The 17,795-nt window shown below is 74.5% G+C and carries 15 protein-coding genes; 9 read left to right on the top strand and 6 right to left on the bottom strand.

From position 1 onward, the window contains the following. The first annotated feature begins 48 nt into the window (after window positions 1-48). Window positions 49-2,136, top strand: coding sequence for a phosphate acetyltransferase (pta, locus tag CFLA_RS13015; protein ID WP_013117798.1), 2,088 nt, complete (start codon window positions 49-51; stop codon window positions 2,134-2,136). 6 nt (window positions 2,137-2,142) lie between these two features. After that, complete coding sequence (locus CFLA_RS13020) at window positions 2,143-3,369, top strand: acetate kinase (RefSeq protein WP_013117799.1); 1,227 nt, start codon at window positions 2,143-2,145, stop codon at window positions 3,367-3,369. A 220-nt stretch (window positions 3,370-3,589) separates the two neighbouring features. On the opposite strand, the gene CFLA_RS13025 is transcribed toward CFLA_RS13020, so the two are convergent. Then, window positions 3,590-5,203, bottom strand: a complete 1,614-nt coding sequence (locus CFLA_RS13025; protein WP_043599053.1) for a succinic semialdehyde dehydrogenase — start codon at window positions 5,201-5,203, stop codon at window positions 3,590-3,592. A gap of 200 nt (window positions 5,204-5,403) precedes the next feature. Here CFLA_RS13025 and CFLA_RS13030 point away from each other — a divergent pair, with 200 nt between their 5' ends. From CFLA_RS13030 to CFLA_RS13045, 4 genes are read left to right on the top strand one after another with little or no spacing between them, the layout of a single operon-like run. Then, window positions 5,404-6,468 carry an iron-siderophore ABC transporter substrate-binding protein gene (locus CFLA_RS13030; protein ID WP_013117801.1) on the top strand — a complete coding sequence of 355 codons (1,065 nt, stop codon included), beginning with the start codon at window positions 5,404-5,406 and terminating at the stop codon, window positions 6,466-6,468. Further along, window positions 6,465-7,520 (top strand): FecCD family ABC transporter permease, encoded by a 1,056-nt coding sequence (locus CFLA_RS13035; RefSeq protein ID WP_013117802.1) that lies wholly within the window; start codon window positions 6,465-6,467, stop codon window positions 7,518-7,520. The genes CFLA_RS13030 and CFLA_RS13035 overlap by 4 nt, the downstream gene beginning before the upstream one ends. Further along, a complete protein-coding gene (locus tag CFLA_RS13040; RefSeq protein WP_013117803.1) occupies window positions 7,517-8,566 on the top strand; it encodes a FecCD family ABC transporter permease in 1,050 nt (349 codons plus the stop codon). The genes CFLA_RS13035 and CFLA_RS13040 overlap by 4 nt, the downstream gene beginning before the upstream one ends. Further along, on the top strand, window positions 8,563-9,444 hold the full coding sequence (locus tag CFLA_RS13045) for an ABC transporter ATP-binding protein (protein WP_013117804.1): 882 nt from the start codon (window positions 8,563-8,565) through the stop codon (window positions 9,442-9,444). Before CFLA_RS13040 ends, CFLA_RS13045 begins: the two co-directional genes overlap by 4 nt. 35 nt (window positions 9,445-9,479) lie before the next feature. On the opposite strand, the gene CFLA_RS13050 is transcribed toward CFLA_RS13045, so the two are convergent. From CFLA_RS13050 to CFLA_RS13065, 4 genes are all read right to left on the bottom strand, one after another. Continuing rightward, entirely contained in the window at window positions 9,480-10,604 is a 1,125-nt protein-coding gene (locus tag CFLA_RS13050; protein ID WP_013117805.1) for a GuaB3 family IMP dehydrogenase-related protein, read from the bottom strand. A gap of 65 nt (window positions 10,605-10,669) precedes the next feature. Continuing rightward, window positions 10,670-12,193, bottom strand: coding sequence for an IMP dehydrogenase (gene guaB / locus CFLA_RS13055; RefSeq protein ID WP_013117806.1), 1,524 nt, complete (start codon window positions 12,191-12,193; stop codon window positions 10,670-10,672). Window positions 12,194-12,236: 43 nt separating this feature from the next. Then, window positions 12,237-12,908 (bottom strand): response regulator transcription factor, encoded by a 672-nt coding sequence (locus CFLA_RS13060; RefSeq protein ID WP_013117807.1) that lies wholly within the window; start codon window positions 12,906-12,908, stop codon window positions 12,237-12,239. 196 nt (window positions 12,909-13,104) lie between these two features. Further along, window positions 13,105-14,169, bottom strand: coding sequence for a MerR family transcriptional regulator (locus CFLA_RS13065; RefSeq protein ID WP_013117808.1), 1,065 nt, complete (start codon window positions 14,167-14,169; stop codon window positions 13,105-13,107). A gap of 258 nt (window positions 14,170-14,427) precedes the next feature. Between CFLA_RS13065 and CFLA_RS13070 the strand changes: the two genes are divergently transcribed. Continuing rightward, window positions 14,428-14,730 carry a WhiB family transcriptional regulator gene (locus tag CFLA_RS13070; RefSeq protein ID WP_013117809.1) on the top strand — a complete coding sequence of 101 codons (303 nt, stop codon included), beginning with the start codon at window positions 14,428-14,430 and terminating at the stop codon, window positions 14,728-14,730. A 104-nt stretch (window positions 14,731-14,834) separates the two neighbouring features. Here the strand turns inward: CFLA_RS13070 and groES are convergent, their stop codons facing one another. Then, window positions 14,835-15,128: a co-chaperone GroES gene (gene groES, locus CFLA_RS13075; protein ID WP_013117810.1), complete on the bottom strand. Its 294-nt coding sequence runs from the start codon at window positions 15,126-15,128 to the stop codon at window positions 14,835-14,837. A gap of 284 nt (window positions 15,129-15,412) precedes the next feature. Here groES and CFLA_RS13080 point away from each other — a divergent pair, with 284 nt between their 5' ends. Both CFLA_RS13080 and CFLA_RS13085 read left to right on the top strand, forming a co-directional pair. After that, a complete protein-coding gene (locus CFLA_RS13080) occupies window positions 15,413-16,615 on the top strand; it encodes a class I SAM-dependent methyltransferase (RefSeq protein ID WP_013117811.1) in 1,203 nt (400 codons plus the stop codon). Next, window positions 16,615-17,763, top strand: coding sequence for a glutamate--cysteine ligase (locus tag CFLA_RS13085; protein WP_013117812.1), 1,149 nt, complete (start codon window positions 16,615-16,617; stop codon window positions 17,761-17,763). Before CFLA_RS13080 ends, CFLA_RS13085 begins: the two co-directional genes overlap by 1 nt. Window positions 17,764-17,795: the final 32 nt, after the last annotated feature.

Raw genomic sequence — 17,795 nt, forward strand, 5'->3', positions numbered from 1 at the left:
GCCACGAACCACGCCCCCACCGGGGCCCGTCGAGGAGAGAGCAGCACAGTGGCCAGGACGATCTACGTCATGTCGGCCGAGGGGGACACGGGCAAGTCCGTCGTCGCGCTCGGTCTCGTCGACCTGCTGACACGCACCGTGCAGCGCGTGGGCGTGTTCCGCCCCGTCGCACGGTCGACCGAGGAGCGGGACTACGTCCTCGAGCTGCTGCTCGAGCACGACGGCGTCGACATCGCGTACGAGGACGCGGTCGGCGCGACGTACGACGAGGTGATCGACGACGCCGAGGCCGCGCTGTCACGGATCGTGTCGCGGTTCCACGACGTGGAACGGCGCTGCGACGCGGTCGTCGTGGTCGGCACCGACTACACGGACGTCGCCGGCCCCACCGAGCTCGCGTACAACGCGCGCATCGCGGCCAACCTGGGCGCGCCCGTCGTGCTCGTCGTCAACGGTGCGCGCCGTACCCCGGAGGACGTCAACCACGCCGCCGAGGTCGCCGTCAACGAGATCACCGCGAACCACGGGCAGGTCGTGTCGGTCGTCGCGAACCGCTGCGCGCCCGACGCGCTGGACGACGTGCGCGCCGCCCTCGGCAGCGAGCTGCCGGTGTGGGCGCTGCCGGACTCCCCGCTGCTGTACGCCCCGACGCTGCGCCAGCTCATGCACGCGGTCGGCGGCACGCTGACCGGCGGCGACGAGGCACTGCTCGGCCGCGAGGTGCTCGACGTGCTGGTCGGCGCGATGTCGATCGAGCACCTGCTCGACCGCCTGCAGGACGGCGCGGTCGTCATCACCCCGGGCGACCGGTCGGACGTCCTGCTGGGCCTGCTGATGGCGCACCAGGCCGAGGGCTTCCCCTCGCTCGCGGGCCTCATCCTCAACGGCGGGCTCGCACCCGCCCCGACGATCGAGCGTCTCGTCGGCGGTCTGGGCTCCCGGCTGCCGCTCATCACGACGTCCATGGGCACGTTCCGCTCCGCGAGCGCCGCGGCGTCGACGCGTGGGCGCCTCACGTACGACGCGGCGCGCAAGATCGACACCGCGCTCGCGCTGTTCGAGCAGCACGTGGACGGCGCCGAGCTGCTCGCCACGCTCGACGTGGAACGGCCCGAGGTCGTCACGCCGCTGATGTTCGAGTACGCGCTGCTCGACCGCGCCCGCGCCGACCGCAAGCACGTGGTGCTGCCCGAGGGCAACGACGACCGGATCCTGCGAGCCGCCTCGACGCTGCTGCAGCGGCAGGTCGCGGACCTGACGATCCTCGGGGACGAGGCGGCGATCCGTGCCCGCGCCACCGAGCTCGGCCTCGACCTCGACGACGCCCAGGTCATCGACCCCAAGAACGGCGAGACGCTCGAGCGGTTCGCCGAGGTGTACACCGAGCTGCGCAAGCACAAGGGCATGACGGTCGAGCGGGCGCGCGAGATCGTGTCGTCCGTGTCGTACTTCGGCACGCTCATGGTGCAGCTCGGCCTGGCGGACGGCATGGTGTCCGGCGCGGCCCACACCACCGCGCACACGATCAAGCCGGCGTTCGAGATCATCAAGACCACGCCGGGCGTGGGGTCGGTGTCGAGCTGCTTCCTCATGTGCCTCGAGGACCGCGTCCTGGTCTACGCCGACTGCGCCGTGATCCCCGACCCGACGGCCGAGCAGCTCGCGGACATCGCGATCTCGTCCGCGGAGACGGCGGTGCAGTTCGGGATCGAGCCGCGCATCGCGATGCTGTCCTACTCGACGGGCGAGTCCGGCTCGGGAGCCGACGTCGAGAAGGTCCGCGAGGCCACCCGCCTGGTCCGCGAACGCCGGCCCGACCTGTCGGTCGAGGGTCCGATCCAGTACGACGCCGCCGTCGACGCGTCCGTCGCCCAGACGAAGATGCCCGACTCCGCCGTCGCAGGGCGCGCCACGGTGTTCGTCTTCCCGGACCTCAACACGGGCAACAACACCTACAAGGCCGTGCAGCGCTCGGCCGGCGCCGTCGCGATCGGCCCGGTGCTGCAGGGGCTGCGCAAGCCGGTCAACGACCTGTCGCGCGGCGCCCTCGTGCAGGACATCGTCAACACCGTCGCGATCACCGCGATCCAGGCGCAGGCGCTCGACGCCGGCGCCGTCCCGACCCCGGAGGCATGAGCACCGATGAGCACCCCCACCCCCGCCGCCGCGCACACCAGCGTGCTGGTCATCAACTCCGGGTCGTCGTCGATCAAGTACCAGCTCGTCATCCCCGACACGCACGAGGTCCTCGCGTCCGGCCTGGTCGAGCGGATCGGTGAGCCCGTCGGCGCGGTGAAGCACGTCGCGCACGGCGAGACGACGCGACGTGAGCTGCCGGTGACGGACCACGCCGAGGGCCTGCGGGTCGTGCTGGGCCTCTTCGACGAGATCGGGCCGGACCTCGGGCAGGCGCACGTCGCCGCCGTCGGGCACCGGGTGGTGCAGGGCGGCGCGCGCTACAGCGGGCCGGCGCTGGTCGACGAGGACGTGGTGCGGGACATCGACGAGCTGTCGCCGCTCGCGCCGCTGCACAACCCGCCGAACCTCACGGGCATCCGGGTGGCGCGCGAGCTGCTGCCCGACGTCCCCCACGTCGCGGTGTTCGACACGGCCTTCTTCCGCGACCTGCCCGCCGCCGCGGCGACGTACGCCGTGGACACGGAGGTCGCCACGACCCACCAGGTGCGCCGGTACGGCGCGCACGGCACGTCGCACCAGTACGTGTCGCACAAGGTCGCCCGGCTCCTCGGTCGGCCCGTCGAGGAGCTCAACACGATCGTCCTGCACCTGGGAAACGGCGCGTCCGCGTCCGCGGTCCGCGGAGGCAGGGCCGTCGAGACGTCGATGGGCATGACCCCGCTCGAGGGCCTCGTGATGGGCACGCGCTCGGGCGACCTCGACCCGGCCGTGCTGTTCCACCTGTACCGCAACGCGGGCTTCAGCGTCGACGACCTCGACGACCTGCTGAACCGGCGCTCGGGCATCAAGGGCCTGTCGGGGGTCAACGACTTCCGCGAGCTGCACGACCTCGTCGAGCAGGGCGACGCCGCGGCCCGCCTCGCGCTCGACGTGTACCTGCACCGGCTGCGCAAGTACATCGGGGCGTACTACGCGGTGCTCGGGCGCCTCGACGTCATCGCGTTCACGGCGGGCGTCGGCGAGAACGACGACATCGTGCGCGCGGGTGCGCTCGCCGGTCTCGAGGCCCTGGGCATCGAGGTCGACCTGGGGCGCAACGCCGGCCGCAAGTCCGAGCCGACCGTCATCTCGCCCGACGGCGCGCGCGTCACCGTCCTGGTGGTGCCCACCAACGAGGAGCTCGCCATCGCCCGCCAGGCCCTCGAGGTCGTCGGCGCCGGACGCGCGTGACCGTCGGCGGCTGACGGGACCGCTCCGGGGCTGGATCGACTGCTCACAGGGGCTGGATCGACGTCCCACCGGGGCTGGATCGACGTCTCACGCACGGGGGCGCCCCTACCGCGCGAGCCGTCGATCCGGCCCCGTCCGCACCCCACCCCGTGGGCGCGAGCCGTCGATCCGGCCCCGTCCGCACCCCACCCCGTGGGCGCGAGCCGTCGACCCGGCCCCGTCAGGGGAGGCGCAGCGCGCGCTCGACCTCGAGCAGGCGCGTGAGGACGCGCGGCCAGACCTCGGTCCCGAGGTCGTGCACGTGCCGCATCCCGAGGCCCCGGCCGGTGTGCACGCCGCGCTGCGCGACGACGGACTGCGTCCACGTCGTCTCCCACAGGCCCTCGCGGCCGTGCCTCCGGCCGTGGCCCGAGGCCCCCACGCCGCCGACGGGCGCGCCGACGCTCCCCCACAGCACGTGGTGCGTGTCGTTGACGGCCACCATGCCGGCGCGCACACGCGCGGCGAGCGCGGTGCCCCGTGCGGTCGAGCGGGTCCACACCGCGGCGAGCAGGCCGAGCTCGGAGTCGTTCATCGCCGCGACCGCCTCGTCGTCCGACGCCACCGGGTACACCGCGACGACGGGCCCGAACGTCTCCTCGCGGTGGGCGCGGGCCTCGGGCGGGACGTCGGCGAGCACGGTGGGCTCGTAGAAGTACGGGCCGAGGTCGGGCCGCTGCTCACCACCGGTGAGCACGGTGGCGCCGTGCCCGACGGCGTCCTCGACGTGCTCGACGACGCGCGCCAGCTGCGCGGGCCCGACGAGCGAGCCCATGTCCGCGCGGTAGTCGAGCCCGGCGCCGAGGCGCAGCGCCGCGGCGCGCCGGACGAGGGCCGCGACGAAGTCGTCGTGCACGTCCTGGTGGACGTAGATCCGCTCGATGCTCGCGCAGAGCTGCCCGGCCGAGCCGAAGCACGCGCGCACCGCTCCCGCAGCGGTGGCCTCCACGTCGACGTCCTCCGCCACGTACATCGCGTTCTTGCCGCCGAGCTCGAGCGTAACCGGTACGCCGAGCTCGCCGGCGCGGGCGCCGAACACGCGACCTGCGCGCGTCGAGCCGGTGAAGCCCGCGTGGTCGACGTGCTCGAGCAGGGCCATGCCGACGTCGGGGCCCCCGACGAGCACCTGCAGCAGGTCCGCCGGAAGTCCGGCGTCCTCGAGCAGCTCCGCGCACCACAGGAGCGTGAGCGCGGTCTGCGGGTCGGCCCGCAGCAGCACCGCGTTGCCGGCGACGAGCGCCGTCAGGGCGTCCCCGAGACCCAGCGACAGCGGGTAGTTCCAGGGCGTGACGATCCCGACGACGCCGTACGGGTGGCGCAGCACGCGGGCCGACGCGAACGGCCCGGTCAGGCCGCGCACGGTGCGCGGCGCCAGGAACCGGCGCGCGCGCAGCGCGTAGTACCGCGCGGTGTTGGCGACGTCACCGAGCTCCTCCCAGGCGTGCGTGCGCGCCTTGCCCGTCTCGACCTGCAGCAGGTCGAGCACGTCGGACTGCCGCTCGAGCAGCAGGTCGTGCACGCGCAGCAGCACCGCCGTGCGTTCGCGCAGGGGGCGTGCCGCCCACAGCCGCTGCGCGGCGCGCGCCCGGCGGGCCGCGCCGGGCAGGTCGCCCGGCGTGGTCAGCGGGACGGCGGCCACGGGCGCCCCCGTGAACGGGGCGGCCGACGACGCGGTCGCATGGCCGGGGCCGGCGACGACGCGCGCGAGCAGCGTGCGCACGTCGTCGGGCTCGAGCACGTACGTCGCGAGCGGGTCGGTCTCGGGGTCGTGCAGGTCGGCATGCTCGTGCGCCATCGCGTCAGGGTACGCGGAGGTCCACCGCACCCGGCGGACCCGCGAGGGTGAGGGGAGATGTCGCCCACGTCACTCCCGCATCGGTTCACCCGTGGCGTAAGGTAAGCCTCACCTATCGCGCCCGCCCACCGCGGGCCCGTCGGGACGACGCGCGCCCGCGCGGACGCACCGACGACTGCGACCCCCTTGCGAAGGACACCATGCGCACTGCGCTCTCCCGCCGCGCCCTGCGACCCCTGGTCGCCGCGACGGCTGCGGCCCTCCTGCTCGCCGCCTGCTCCGGCAACGCCGACGCCGACGGGGGCGAGACCACCTCGACGCCCGACGCCGACGGCGGCGCGGGCTTCCCCGTGACCCTGACCAGCGCTTTCGGCGAGACGACCGTCGAGTCCGAGCCGACCGCGGTCGCGACCGTCAACTGGGGCAACCACGACGTGCCGATCGCGCTGGGCGTCGTGCCCGTCGGGTTCGCGGCGTCGACCTACGGCGACGACGACTCCGACGGCGTGCTGCCGTGGACGTTCGAGGCCCTCGAGGAGCTCGGCGCCACGGGCGACGACCTGCCCGTGCTGTTCGACGAGACCGACGGCGTCGCGTTCGAGTCGATCGCCAACACCGAGCCCGACGTGATCCTCGCGGCGTACTCCGGCCTGACGGAGGAGGACTGGACGACGCTCCAGCAGATCGCGCCCACCGTGTCGTGGCCGGAGTTCGCCTGGGGGACGAACTGGAAGGACATGGCACTGGTCAACGGCGAGGCGCTCGGGCGCAAGGCCCAGGCGCAGGAGCTCGTCGACGACGTCCTCGCGCAGATCGAGGCCGCGCTGGCCGAGCGTCCCGAGGTCGAGGGCACGACGTTCGCGTACACCTGGATCGACCCGGCCGACCCGAGCACCATCGGCGTGTACACGCCGCTCGACGCGCGCGTGCAGCTGCTCGACGACCTCGGCATGACGGTCGCGCCGTCCGTGGTCGAGCTCGCGGGCGACACCGACGTGTTCTACGTCGACCTCGCCGCGGAGCAGGCCGACACCCTCGCGGACGTCGACGTCCTCGTCACGTACGGCGACGACTCCACCCTCGCCGCCCTGCAGGCCGACCCGCTGCTCAACAAGATCCCGGCCGTGGCCCGCGGCTCCGTCGCGGTCGTCCCCGACGGCACGCCGCTCTCCTCGGCCACCTCCGGCCCGACCGTCCTGTCGGTCCCGTGGGCGCTCGACGCCTACCTCGACCTGTTCCAGGCCGCCGCGGCGAAGGTCGGATGACCCTCACCGCCACCGCAGGGACGCCGGCCCCGCCCTCCCGGGTGGGGCCGGCGTCCCTGCGCCGCCGCCGCACGCTCGGCCTGGCCGCGTGCGTCGTCGGCGTGCTCCTGGCCGTGGTGGCGTCGCTCGCGTTCGGCGCGCGGGTCGTCGGCTGGGACGACGTGGTGGCGGGCGTGCTCCACCCCGACACCTCCGACATCGCCCAGGCGGCCGTGCGCTCACGCGTCGCACGTACCGTGCTGGGACTCCTGGTCGGTGCCGCCCTGGGGCTCGGCGGCGCGGTCCTGCAGGGGCTGACGCGCAACCCGCTCGCCGACCCCGCGCTGCTCGGCATCAGCTCGGGCGCGTCGCTCGCGGTCGTGCTCGGCATCATGCTGCTCGGCCTGTCGACGCTCACGCAGTACGTGTGGTTCGCGTTCGCGGGCGCGACGATCGCGGCGCTGCTGGTGTACGCCATCGGGTCCCTGGGCCGCGAGGGCGCGACCCCGCTCAAGCTCGCGCTCGCCGGGGCCGCCACCACCGCGGCGCTCGGCTCGGGCGTGTCCATGGTGCTGCTGTCGCGCACCGACGTGCTCGACACGTTCCGCTTCTGGCAGGTCGGCTCGCTGGGGCGGGCGTCGTTCGCCGAGCTCGCGCAGGTCGCGCCCTTCCTCGTGGTCGGCGCCGTGCTGGCGGTCGGCTGCGCGCGCGGCATGGACGCCCTCGCACTCGGCGACGACGTCGCGGTCGGGCTCGGGCAGCACGTGACGGCGGTGCGCGCGGTCGGCGCGCTCGCGGCCGTGCTGCTGTGCGGCACCGCGGTCGCGGCAGCCGGGCCCATCGGCTTCGTCGGGCTCGTCGTGCCGCACCTCGCGCGCACCTTCACCGGCCCCTCGCACCGCTGGCTGCTGCCCGTCTCCGCCGCGCTCGGTGCCGCGCTGCTGCTGGCCGCCGACGTCGTCGGGCGCGTCGTCGCCCGCCCGCAGGAGGTCGAGGTCGGCATCGTCACCGCCGTGCTCGGCGCCCCCGTCTTCATCGCGATCATCCGCCGGCACAAGGTGCGCGAGCTGTGACCGCCGTGCTGCCCGCCGCGCCCGCCGCCGGCGTCGTCGCCCACGGCCGGCGGGCCCGCGCCCGCCGGTACCGGACCGTGCTGGCCGTGCTCGCGCTCGCCGTGGTCGCGGTCGCCGTGGTCGCGCTGTGCGTCGGCGAGCGCTCGTACGCACCGTCCGAGGTGCTGCGCGTGCTCCTGGGCGAGCAGGTGGTGGGCGCGTCCTTCAACGTGGGCGTGCTGCGCGCCCCCCGCGTGCTGACGGGTCTGCTCGTCGGCGTGGCGTTCGGCACCGGCGGCGTCGTGTTCCAGACGATGCTGCGCAACCCCCTGGCCAGCCCCGACATCATCGGCGTGAGCGCCGGGTCGAGCGCCGCCGCGGTCGTCGCGATCACCGCGTTCGGCCTGTCGGGCGCGGCGCTGTCGCTCGTCGCGATCACCGCCGGGCTCGCCGTCGCGGCGGTGATCTACGCGCTGTCGTGGCGTGACGGCGTGCAGGGCGCCCGCCTCGTGCTCATCGGCATCGCCGTGGGCGCCATGCTCGACTCCGTCATCGGCTACGCGCTCACCCGCGCCGGCGTGTACGACGCGAACGAGGCGCTGCGCTGGCTCACCGGGTCGCTGAACTCCGCGTTCTGGCCGGGCGTCGGACCGCTCGCCGCCGCACTGGGCGTCCTGGTGCCGACGCTCCTGGTGCTGGCGCGCCGCCTGCCCGTGCTCCAGCTCGGCGACGACGTCGCGGCGGGCCTGGGCGTGCGCCCCGACCGGTCACGCCTCGCCCTGCTGCTCGTCGCGGTCGCCGTCATCGCCGTCGCGACCTCGGCCGCCGGACCGATCGCGTTCGTCGCGTTCCTGTCGGGCCCCATCGCGCACCGCCTGCTGCGCGGCACCGGGTCGCTCGTCGTCCCGGCCGGGCTCGTGGGCGCCCTGCTCGTGCTGACCGCCGACCTCGTGGGGCAGCACCTGCTGGTCCACCGGTTCCCCGTGGGCGTCGTCACCGGCGTCCTCGGCGCCCCTTACCTGCTCTGGCTGCTCGCCAGGACCAACCGCTCCGGAGGCTCGCTGTGACGGACCGGCCCCACACGCTCGCGGTCGAGGGCGTCACCGTCGGGTACGACGAGCGCGTCGTCGTGCACGACATGACGCTCGAGGTCGCGCCCGGCAAGGTCACGGCGATCGTCGGCGCCAACGGCTGCGGCAAGTCCACGCTGCTGCGCGCCATGGCCCGGCTGCTGCGGCCCCGCAACGGGCGTGTCCTGCTCGACGGCACCCCGATCGACGCGATGCCGTCGAAGGAGGTCGCCACCGTGCTGGGGCTGCTCCCCCAGTCCCCCGTGTGCCCCGAGGGCATCGCGGTCGCCGACCTCGTCGGTCGGGGCCGCTACCCGCACCAGGGCTGGTTCCGCCGCTGGACGGCGCAGGACGACGCGGTGGTCGAGCAGGCGCTGGTGGCGACCGACATCCTGGACCTGGCCGACTGGCCCGTCGACGAGCTGTCCGGCGGGCAGCGCCAGCGCGTGTGGATCGCGATGGCGCTCGCGCAGCAGACCGACGTGCTGCTGCTCGACGAGCCGACGACCTTCCTCGACGTGGCCCACCAGGTCGACGTCCTCGACCTGCTCTGCGACCTCAACCGTGATCGCGGCACGACGATCGTCATGGTCCTGCACGACCTCAACCTCGCCGCGCGCTACGCCGACCACCTCGTGGCCCTGACCGACGGTCGCCTCTACGCACAGGGCGCACCGGGCGAGGTCGTGACCGAGCAGATGGTGCGCGACGTGTTCGGCATGGCCGCGCGCGTCGTGCCCGACCCGGTCAGCGGCACGCCGCTGGTGCTGCCGATCGGCCGCCACCGTACCGCCCCGCCGGCGCAGCCCGCCGCGGACACCGAGCACGCCGCCGTGCCGCCGGCGGACCTGCCGGTGGCGCAGCCGGTCGCCTGAGCCCCGCGGCCCGGCGGCCCGGGGCGTCCGGCGCCTCAGTGCGGCTGGTACGGCGAGACGACGACCTCGATGCGCTGGAACTCCTTGAGGTCGGAGTAGCCGGTCGTCGCCATGGCACGGCGCAGCGCACCGACGAGGTTGAGCGTGCCGTCGGCGGTGTGGCCGGGACCGAAGAGGATCTGGTCGAGCGTGCCCACGGTGCCGACCTCGACGCGCTCGCCGCGCGGCAGCTGGGGGTGGTGCGCCTCGGGGCCCCAGTGGAACCCGCGCCCGGGGGCGTCGGTCGCACGCGCCAGCGCGGCACCCAGCATCACGGCGTCCGCGCCGCACGCGATCGCCTTGACCAGGTCACCGGAGCGCCCCACGCCGCCGTCGGCGATGACGTGCACGTACCGGCCGCCGGACTCGTCGAGGTAGTCACGGCGGGCCGCGGCGACGTCGGCCACGGCCGTGGCCATGGGTGCGTGGATGCCCAGCGAGACGCGGGTGGTGTGCGCGGCACCGCCGCCGAACCCGACGAGGACGCCCGCGGCGCCCGTACGCATGAGGTGCAGGGCCGCGGTGTAGGTCGAGGCGCCGCCGACGATGACGGGCACGTCGAGCTCGTAGATGAACCGCTTGAGGTTCAGCGGCTCGGCCCGGCCCGAGACGTGCTCGGCGGAGACCGTGGTGCCGCGGATGAGGAACAGGTCGACGCCCGCGTCGACGACCGTGCGCCAGTGCTCCTGCGTGCGCTGGGGGCTCAGGGCGCCGGCGACGACGACGCCGGCGTCACGGATCTCCTGCAGCCGGGCACGGATCAGCTCCGGCTGGATCGGCGCGGAGTAGATCTCCTGCATGCGGGCCGTCGCACGCTCGGCGTCGAGGGCCGCGATCTCCTCGAGCAGGCCCGTCGGGTCCTCGTAGCGGGTCCACAGCCCCTCGAGGTCGAGGACCCCGAGGCCGCCCGCCCGCCCGAGCGCGACGGCCGTCGCCGGGCTCATCACGGAGTCCATGGGGGCGGCGAGCACCGGGAGGTCGAAGTGGTAGGCGTCGATCTGCCAGCCGACCGACACCTCCTCGGGGTCACGCGTGCGCCGTGAGGGCACCACCGCGATGTCGTCGAAGGAGAACGCCCGGCGTCCCCGCTTGCCCCGCCCGATCTCGATGTCGCTGGTCACCGGACGAGCCTACCGGCGCGCGCCGGGTGCCCCGGCGCGCGCCGCGGCGACGACCGGTCGGCGCGTCAGCGACCCGAGTAGTTCGGCGCCTCGACCGTCATCTGGATGTCGTGCGGGTGGGACTCCTTGAGCCCCGCCGGCGTGATCCGGATGAACCGGCCGCGCTCCTGCAGCTGCGGGATGGTGTGCGCGCCGACGTAGAACATCGACTGGTGCAGCCCGCCGACGAGCTGGTGCGCCACGGCCGACAACGGGCCGCGGTACGGCACCTGGCCCTCGATGCCCTCGGGCACGATCTTCTCGTCCGTCGTGACGTCGGCCTGGAAGTAGCGGTCCTTGGAGTACGACACCCGCCCCCGCGAGGCCATCGCGCCGAGGGAGCCCATGCCGCGGTAGTGCTTGAACTGCTTGCCGTTGACGAAGACGAGGTCGCCGGGCGACTCGTCGCAGCCGGCGAGCAGCGAGCCGAGCATGACGGTGTCGGCACCCGCGACGAGCGCCTTGGCGATGTCGCCGGAGTACTGCAGGCCGCCGTCGCCGATGACCGGCACGCCGGCGGGCCGGCAGACCTGCGCCGCGTCGTGGATCGCCGTGACCTGGGGCACGCCGACGCCCGCGACGACGCGCGTGGTGCAGATGGACCCCGGGCCGACGCCGACCTTCACGGCGTCGACGCCCGCCTCGACGAGCGCCTGGGCGCCCGCACGCGTGGCGACGTTGCCGCCGATGACCTGCACGTGACGGGTCGCCGGGTCGGACTTCAGCCGGCGCACCATGTCGAGCATCAGGCGGGCGTGGCCGTTGGCGGTGTCGACGACGAGCACGTCGACGGCCGCCTCGACGAGCGCGGTCGCGCGCTCCCACGCGTCGCCGAAGAACCCGATCGCGGCGCCGACGACCAGGCGACCGTCGGCGTCCTTGGTGGCGTCGGGGTACTGCTCGGACTTCACGAAGTCCTTGACGGTGATGAGGCCCGCGAGCTTGCCCTGCTCGTCGACGAGCGGCAGCTTCTCCACCTTGTGCTTGGCCAGCAGCGCGGCGGCGTCCGCGCGGGCGATGCCCACGGGCGCGGTGACCAGCGGCTGCGACGTCATCTCGTCACGCACGCGGCGCGTCGCGAACTCGGACGGCGGCACGAAGCGCAGGTCCCGGTTCGTGATGATCCCGACGAGACGCCCGTCGTCGTCGACGACCGGCAGCCCCGAGACGCGGTAGGTCCCGCACAGCGCGTCGAGCTCGGCGAGGGTCGCGTCGGGGCCGACCGTCACGGGGTCGGACACCATGCCGGACTCGGACCGCTTGACGACGTCGACCTGGTGCGCCTGGTCGGCGATCGACAGGTTGCGGTGCAGCACGCCGACACCGCCCTGCCGCGCCATGGCGACCGCCATGCGCGACTCGGTGACCGTGTCCATCGCGGCGGACACGAGCGGGACGCGCACCGAGATCTCGCGCGTCAGGCGCGAGCTCGTGTCGACCTCGGAGGGGATGACGTCCGTCTCGCCGGGCAGCAGCAGGACGTCGTCGTAGGTGAGTCCGACCCGGGCGAACGGGTCCGCAGGAGACGTGGAGGAGTCGGGCGCCGTCATCGCCCCAGGATACGTTCTGGGCGACGCGGTCCGGACGCCCCGCTCAGTCGATGATCCCCCGCCGCAGACCGATCGCGACGGCCTGCGCGCGGTCCGACGCACCGAGCTTGCGGAACAGCCGGCGCGCGTGCGTCTTGACCGTGTCCTCCGAGAGGAACAGCTCCTGGCCGATCTGCGCGTTCGAGCGACCGTGGCTCATGCCGACCAGCACCTCGATCTCGCGCTTGGTCAGCACGGGGCCCGTGTCGACCTGGCGCGGGGCGACGCCCGCGTCCGCGCGCGCCGCGTGCGTCTCCTGCAGCGGCGAGGCGGGGTGCGGCAGGGCCGGGGCGGCCGGCCCCGACGAGACCGGGCTGGCCTGGACGTGCGCGGCGACCGCGGCGAGCTCGGCACGGCCGACGTCCGGGGCCAGGAAGCCGCGTGCCCCGAGCGCGAGGGCGCGGTCGAGCGCCTCGCCGTCGTCGGGTCCGGCGAGCAGCACGACGGCCGCCGACGGGGCGACGGCACGGAGGCGACGGATCGCCTCGGCGGGACCGGCCCCGGGCAGGTGCGCGTCGAGCAGCACGACGGTGGGAGCGATGCGGCGCGCGAGCGCCAGCAGCTCGTCCGCCGTCGCGGCGGCCCGGACGGGCGCCAGCGACGGCACGCCGATCGATGTCACGACGAGCCGTTCGCGGACGGTCGCCGAGCCGTGGCAGACCACGACTCCAGCCATGGGGTTCCTCCTCGCGCCGATCCCGACACCACATGCGTGCACGGGTCTATGCCTGCATCGGCGTTACCGGTGCGTCACGTTAGCCCCCGGGACCTTCGGTCGAGAATCGAACGCGCCGTTTCCTCACGGTTGCGGGCTGACACCGGAAATGACGTCACGCGAACGGGTCACCGCGTCGTGATCGGATGACACCGGGTCACAGGCGTGCAGACTGCGCGACGGCCGCGAGCGCCTCGTGGAGCAGCCCGGGGAGCGTCCGCGCGCGGTGCACGGACCGGTCGAGCGGGACGTGCGTCTCGGCCGTCTGCGCGACCATGACGAACTGCGGCAGGTCCGGTCGCTCCTGCGCGAGGCTCGCGACGACCGACAGGTCGGGCGCCGCGGACTGCGACAGCGTCACGACCGCACGCGCGCGCGTCATGAGGGCCAGCTCGCCCGCGTGGCGCGGGGACACCGGGCCGGCGACGAGCCGGGCGTCGACGCCGCCGTCGACGAGCGCACCCGCCAGGACGTGCGCGGCGACGGGCCGGGACTCGCCGGGCACGGGCAGCAGGAGGACGACGGGCGCGCCCGCCGCCGGCGGCGTCGCGGTCCGCGCGCGCAGCGCCGCGAGGACCGCGCCGAGGAGGGTCTCGCGGGCGTCCACCCCCGGGCGCTCGACGACCGTGCGGCGCGCGAGCGCCGCGAACGCGGGCTGGACGCGCTCGGCCCACCACCGCGTGAGGTCGGGACCCGCGGGGTCGAGGAGCGACGCGCACCGGTCAGCCCGCCCGGTGAGCGCCGCGTCGACGAGCGCGGCCACGCCGCCCGCTCCCCCGGCGAGGGCGCCGGCACCGGGCGGCGCGGCGGGTGGCGTCACCGGCAGGCGGCCGGTCAGGTCGTCGCTCCCGGGGGTCGGCGCGGGCGCCGCGACCTCGTGGGTGTCGGACGACAGCGCGAGGCGGGCGGCCTCGGCGGGTGCGACACCGTCGATGGTGAGCCGGCGCATCACCAGCAGGCGCTCGAGATCCTGGCCGGAGTACCGGCGGTGCGCGCCGGCGGAGTGCTCGGAGGGGCCGAGCCCGTAGCGGCGGTCCCAGGTCCGCAGGGTCGCCGGGGCGACGCCGAGACGCCGCGCGACGGCAGCGACGGTGAGCGCGGGGCCGTCCGGGACGTCGGGCACGTCTCCCCGTGAGGCGTCGGCACCGGGCTGCCCCGCGGGCGCGTCGGCGCCGTGCGCCGCGTCGGCGGCGTCGGCGTCCCCGTGCGGTGCAGAGGCCATGACGCGATTGTGCCAGTCGTCTGGCGCGATCCGGACCGCCTCGGCCGCGCGGGTGCTGGTCGTGCGGACGCTCGTCCTGCACTGGCGTCCAAATCGCGTCATGCACCGCTTCACCAGATCGAGCCAGAAACTGGGTCTTGAACAACTTCTGAAGCGGTTGTACCGTTGCGGCAACGTCGACACGGGGAACCGTGGCGGCCACGACTTCCGCCGGACGACCGGCGTCGGACCCAGCACGACTTGCCTCGAGGAGGACACATGGCCGAGATCTCGCGTCTCCCCGGACCGGTGATGGACCTGTGGGAGTGGCAGTTCGAGGGCGCCTGCCGCGATGCGGACCAGGACCTCTTCTTCCACCCGGAGGGTGAGCGCGGTTCCGCGCGCCGCCGCCGCGCCGAGGCCGCCAAGGCCATCTGCGCCACCTGCCCCGTCCTCAAGGAGTGCCGCGAGCAGTCGCTCGCGGTGCGTGAGCCCTACGGCGTGTGGGGCGGCCTGTCCGAGGAGGAGCGCGCCGCCGTGCTCGCCGAGCGCGCCGGCCGCCGCACCACCGTCACGGCCTGAGCGCGGCGACCCGGGCGCCGACCCTCCGGGAACGACGAAGGCCCCCTCCCGCGGGAGGGGGCCTTCGTCGTTCCCGGGACATGTCCCGGGGGGACGAGCTGTCGTCAGCCGACGATGGCGAGGACGTCCCGCGCCGAGAGGATCAGGAACTCCTCGCCCGAGTACTTGACCTCGGTGCCGCCGTACTTGGAGTAGATGACCTTGTCGCCCACGGCCACGTCGAGCGGCACGCGGTTGCCCTTGTCGTCGATCCGGCCCGGGCCCACGGCCAGGACCTCGCCCTCCTGGGGCTTGTCCTTCGCGCTGTCCGGGATGACGAGACCCGACGCGGTCGTCGTCTCGGCCTCGACGGCCTTGACCACGATGCGGTCCTCGAGGGGCTTGATGGAGACCGACACAGCGGACCTCCCCTTCGCGTGTGAGTAGTTCAGGAGTGAGTCTGCGCCGCACCGTCGCGCCGTCGTCGCGGGAGCCGGGCCACGGGAACGCTCGGCACGCCCCCGTGGGGTGTGCCGGTTCCTCACTCTAGGAACGCGTTAGCACTCGGTCAACCCGAGTGCCAGATCGGCAGGCCGGTCGACGGCCCCACCTGCCGGGTCTCCCCGGCGGGCCGGGTGCCGGCCGCACGACGACCCGACGGCACGGGCGTCGGACCGCGCCCGGACGTGGGAGGGTGGGACCCGTGGACGACGCCGGACTGGTCAAGCTCCTCAGTCCCGACGGCTGGGCACTGCTGCAGGCGCTGCCGCCCTACGACGAGCGCCTCGCGCTGCCGCTCGCCGAGCGGCTGCAGAAGGACGGGCTCGACCCCGGGCTCGTGGCCGCCGCCCTCACGCAGTCGCGGCTGCGCGCGAAGGCGCGCGCCAAGCTCGGCGACTTCGCCGAGGGCATGCTCTTCACCGTGGCAGGGCTCGAGCAGGCCACCCGCCTCGAGGTCGCGGCGCACCACGCCCGCCGGTACCTCGACGCCGGCTGCACGCGCGTCGCGGACCTCACGTGCGGCCTCGGCGCCGACGCGCTGGCGATGGCAGGGGTCGGGCTGCGGGTCCTGGCCACGGACGTCGACGAGACGACCGCCGCGCTGGCGACGGTCAACCTGCGCGCGTTCCCCGAGGTCGAGGTCCGCATGGGCGACGGGCTCGCGCTCGACCTGGCCGGCGAGGGTGTCGACGGGGTCTACGCCGACCCGGCACGCCGCACCGGCACCGGGCGACGGGTGTTCGACCCGCGCGCGTACTCCCCGCCGCTCGACGAGGTGCTCGCCGTGCGCGCCTCCGTGCCCGCGCTGGGTCTCAAGCTCGGCCCCGGCATCGCGCACCGCGACCTGCCGCACGACGCCGAGGCCCAGTGGGTCTCCTCGGGCGGCGAGGTCGTCGAGCTCGGCCTGTGGTTCGGCCCGCTGGCCCCCGACGGCCCCGGCCGCTCCGCGCTCGTGCTGCGCGACGGCAGCGCGCACGCGCTGCGTGCGGACCCCGACGGCGAGGACGACGCCCCGCCGGTCGGCCCGGTGGGCTCCTACCTGTACGAGCCGGACGGCGCGGTCATCCGCGCCGGGCTCGTCGGCACGGTCGCCCAGCGCGTGCGCGGCCGGCTCGTGGACCCGACGATCGCCTACGTGACCTCGGACTCCCTCGCCGAGCGCGGCTCCTGGCACCCGCTCGCCACCGCGTACCGCGTGCTCGACGACCTGCCCTTCGGCCTCAAGCGCCTGCGGACCTACCTGCGCGAGCGGGACGTGGGCCGCCTGACGATCAAGAAGCGGGGCACCGCGGTCGTCCCCGAGACCTTGCGCAAGCAGCTCGACCTGCGCGGCGGCACCGAGGGCACGGTGGTGCTCACCCGCGTCGCCGGGCAGCAGCGCGTGCTCGTCGTGGAGCCGGTCTGATGGCCGCCCCGGTCGCGCTGCCGTTCGCGCGGTCCGAGCGCTCGACCGTCGGCATCGAGTGGGAGGTCGCGCTCGTCGACGCCGACTCGGGCGACCTGCGGCAGGCCGCCGAGGCCATCTTCGAGGCCGTGCGGCCTGCGGACGGCTCGGACCACCCGCACATCACGTCCGAGCTGCTGCTCAACACCGTCGAGGTCTCGTCGGGCAAGTGCCGCACGGTCGGCGAGGCGGGCGAGGACCTGCGGCGCGCGCTCGACGAGGTCGCGGCCGCCGCACGACCGCTGCGCATCGAGCTCATGGGCGGCGGCACGCACCCGTTCGCGAGCTGGGCGACGCAGCGCGTGACGGACAAGCAGCGCTACGCGACGCTCATCGACCGGACCCAGTGGTGGGGCCGGCAGATGCTCATCTTCGGCGTGCACGTGCACGTCGGCATCGAGGACCGCGACAAGGTCCTACCGCTGAGCCGGGCGATGCTCACGGTCCTCCCGCACATCCAGTCGCTGTCGGCGTCGTCGCCGTTCTGGGGCGGCAAGGACACCGGGTACGCGTCGAACCGCGCGCTGCTGTTCCAGCAGCTGCCGACCGCAGGGCTGCCGCCGCAGCTCGAGCGGTGGGACCAGCTCGAGCAGTACGTCGGCGACATGATGCACACGGGCGTCATCGACCAGGTCAACGAGGTGCGCTGGGACGTCCGCCCGGCCCCGCGGTTCGGCACGCTCGAGATGCGCATCGCCGACGGTGCCGCGAGCCTGCTCGAGGTCACCGCGATCAGCGCGTTCACGCACTGCCTCGTCGAGCACTTCTCCTCGATGATCGACGCGGGCGAGCCGTTGCCGACCATGCCGCCGTGGTTCGTGCAGGAGAACAAGTGGCGCTCGGCGCGCTACGGCATGGACGCGATCGTCATCACGAACGCCGCGGGTGACGAGGAGCTCGTGACCGACTCGGTCGCGCGGTGGCTCGGCGAGCTCGCGCCCGTGGCGGAGCGCCTGGGCTGCACCGCCGAGCTCGACCAGGTGCGCGTCATCCTGCGCCGCGGCGCGTCGTACCAACGGCAGCGTGCCGTCGCCCGCCGGCACGCGGGCGAGCTGGAGCCGGTGGTGCGCTCGCTGGTCGCGGAGCTCGCGGCCGGGCGCCCCCTCTAGCCCGACGACGCGCGGCGCCTGGGCCCAGGTCA

The sequence above is a fragment of the Cellulomonas flavigena DSM 20109 genome (assembly GCF_000092865.1).
Lineage (GTDB): Bacteria > Actinomycetota > Actinomycetes > Actinomycetales > Cellulomonadaceae > Cellulomonas > Cellulomonas flavigena.

Coding starts and splice junctions, on each gene's coding strand:
- CFLA_RS13020 (WP_013117799.1), top strand. CDS start 2,143: ATGAGCACCCCCACCCCCGCCGCCGCGCACACCAGCGTGCTGGTCATC.
- CFLA_RS13025 (WP_043599053.1), bottom strand. CDS start 5,203: ATGGCGCACGAGCATGCCGACCTGCACGACCCCGAGACCGACCCGCTC.
- CFLA_RS13030 (WP_013117801.1), top strand. CDS start 5,404: ATGCGCACTGCGCTCTCCCGCCGCGCCCTGCGACCCCTGGTCGCCGCG.
- CFLA_RS13035 (WP_013117802.1), top strand. CDS start 6,465: ATGACCCTCACCGCCACCGCAGGGACGCCGGCCCCGCCCTCCCGGGTG.
- guaB (WP_013117806.1), bottom strand. CDS start 12,193: ATGACGGCGCCCGACTCCTCCACGTCTCCTGCGGACCCGTTCGCCCGG.
- CFLA_RS13060 (WP_013117807.1), bottom strand. CDS start 12,908: ATGGCTGGAGTCGTGGTCTGCCACGGCTCGGCGACCGTCCGCGAACGG.
- CFLA_RS13065 (WP_013117808.1), bottom strand. CDS start 14,169: ATGGCCTCTGCACCGCACGGGGACGCCGACGCCGCCGACGCGGCGCAC.
- CFLA_RS13070 (WP_013117809.1), top strand. CDS start 14,428: ATGGCCGAGATCTCGCGTCTCCCCGGACCGGTGATGGACCTGTGGGAG.
- CFLA_RS13085 (WP_013117812.1), top strand. CDS start 16,615: ATGGCCGCCCCGGTCGCGCTGCCGTTCGCGCGGTCCGAGCGCTCGACC.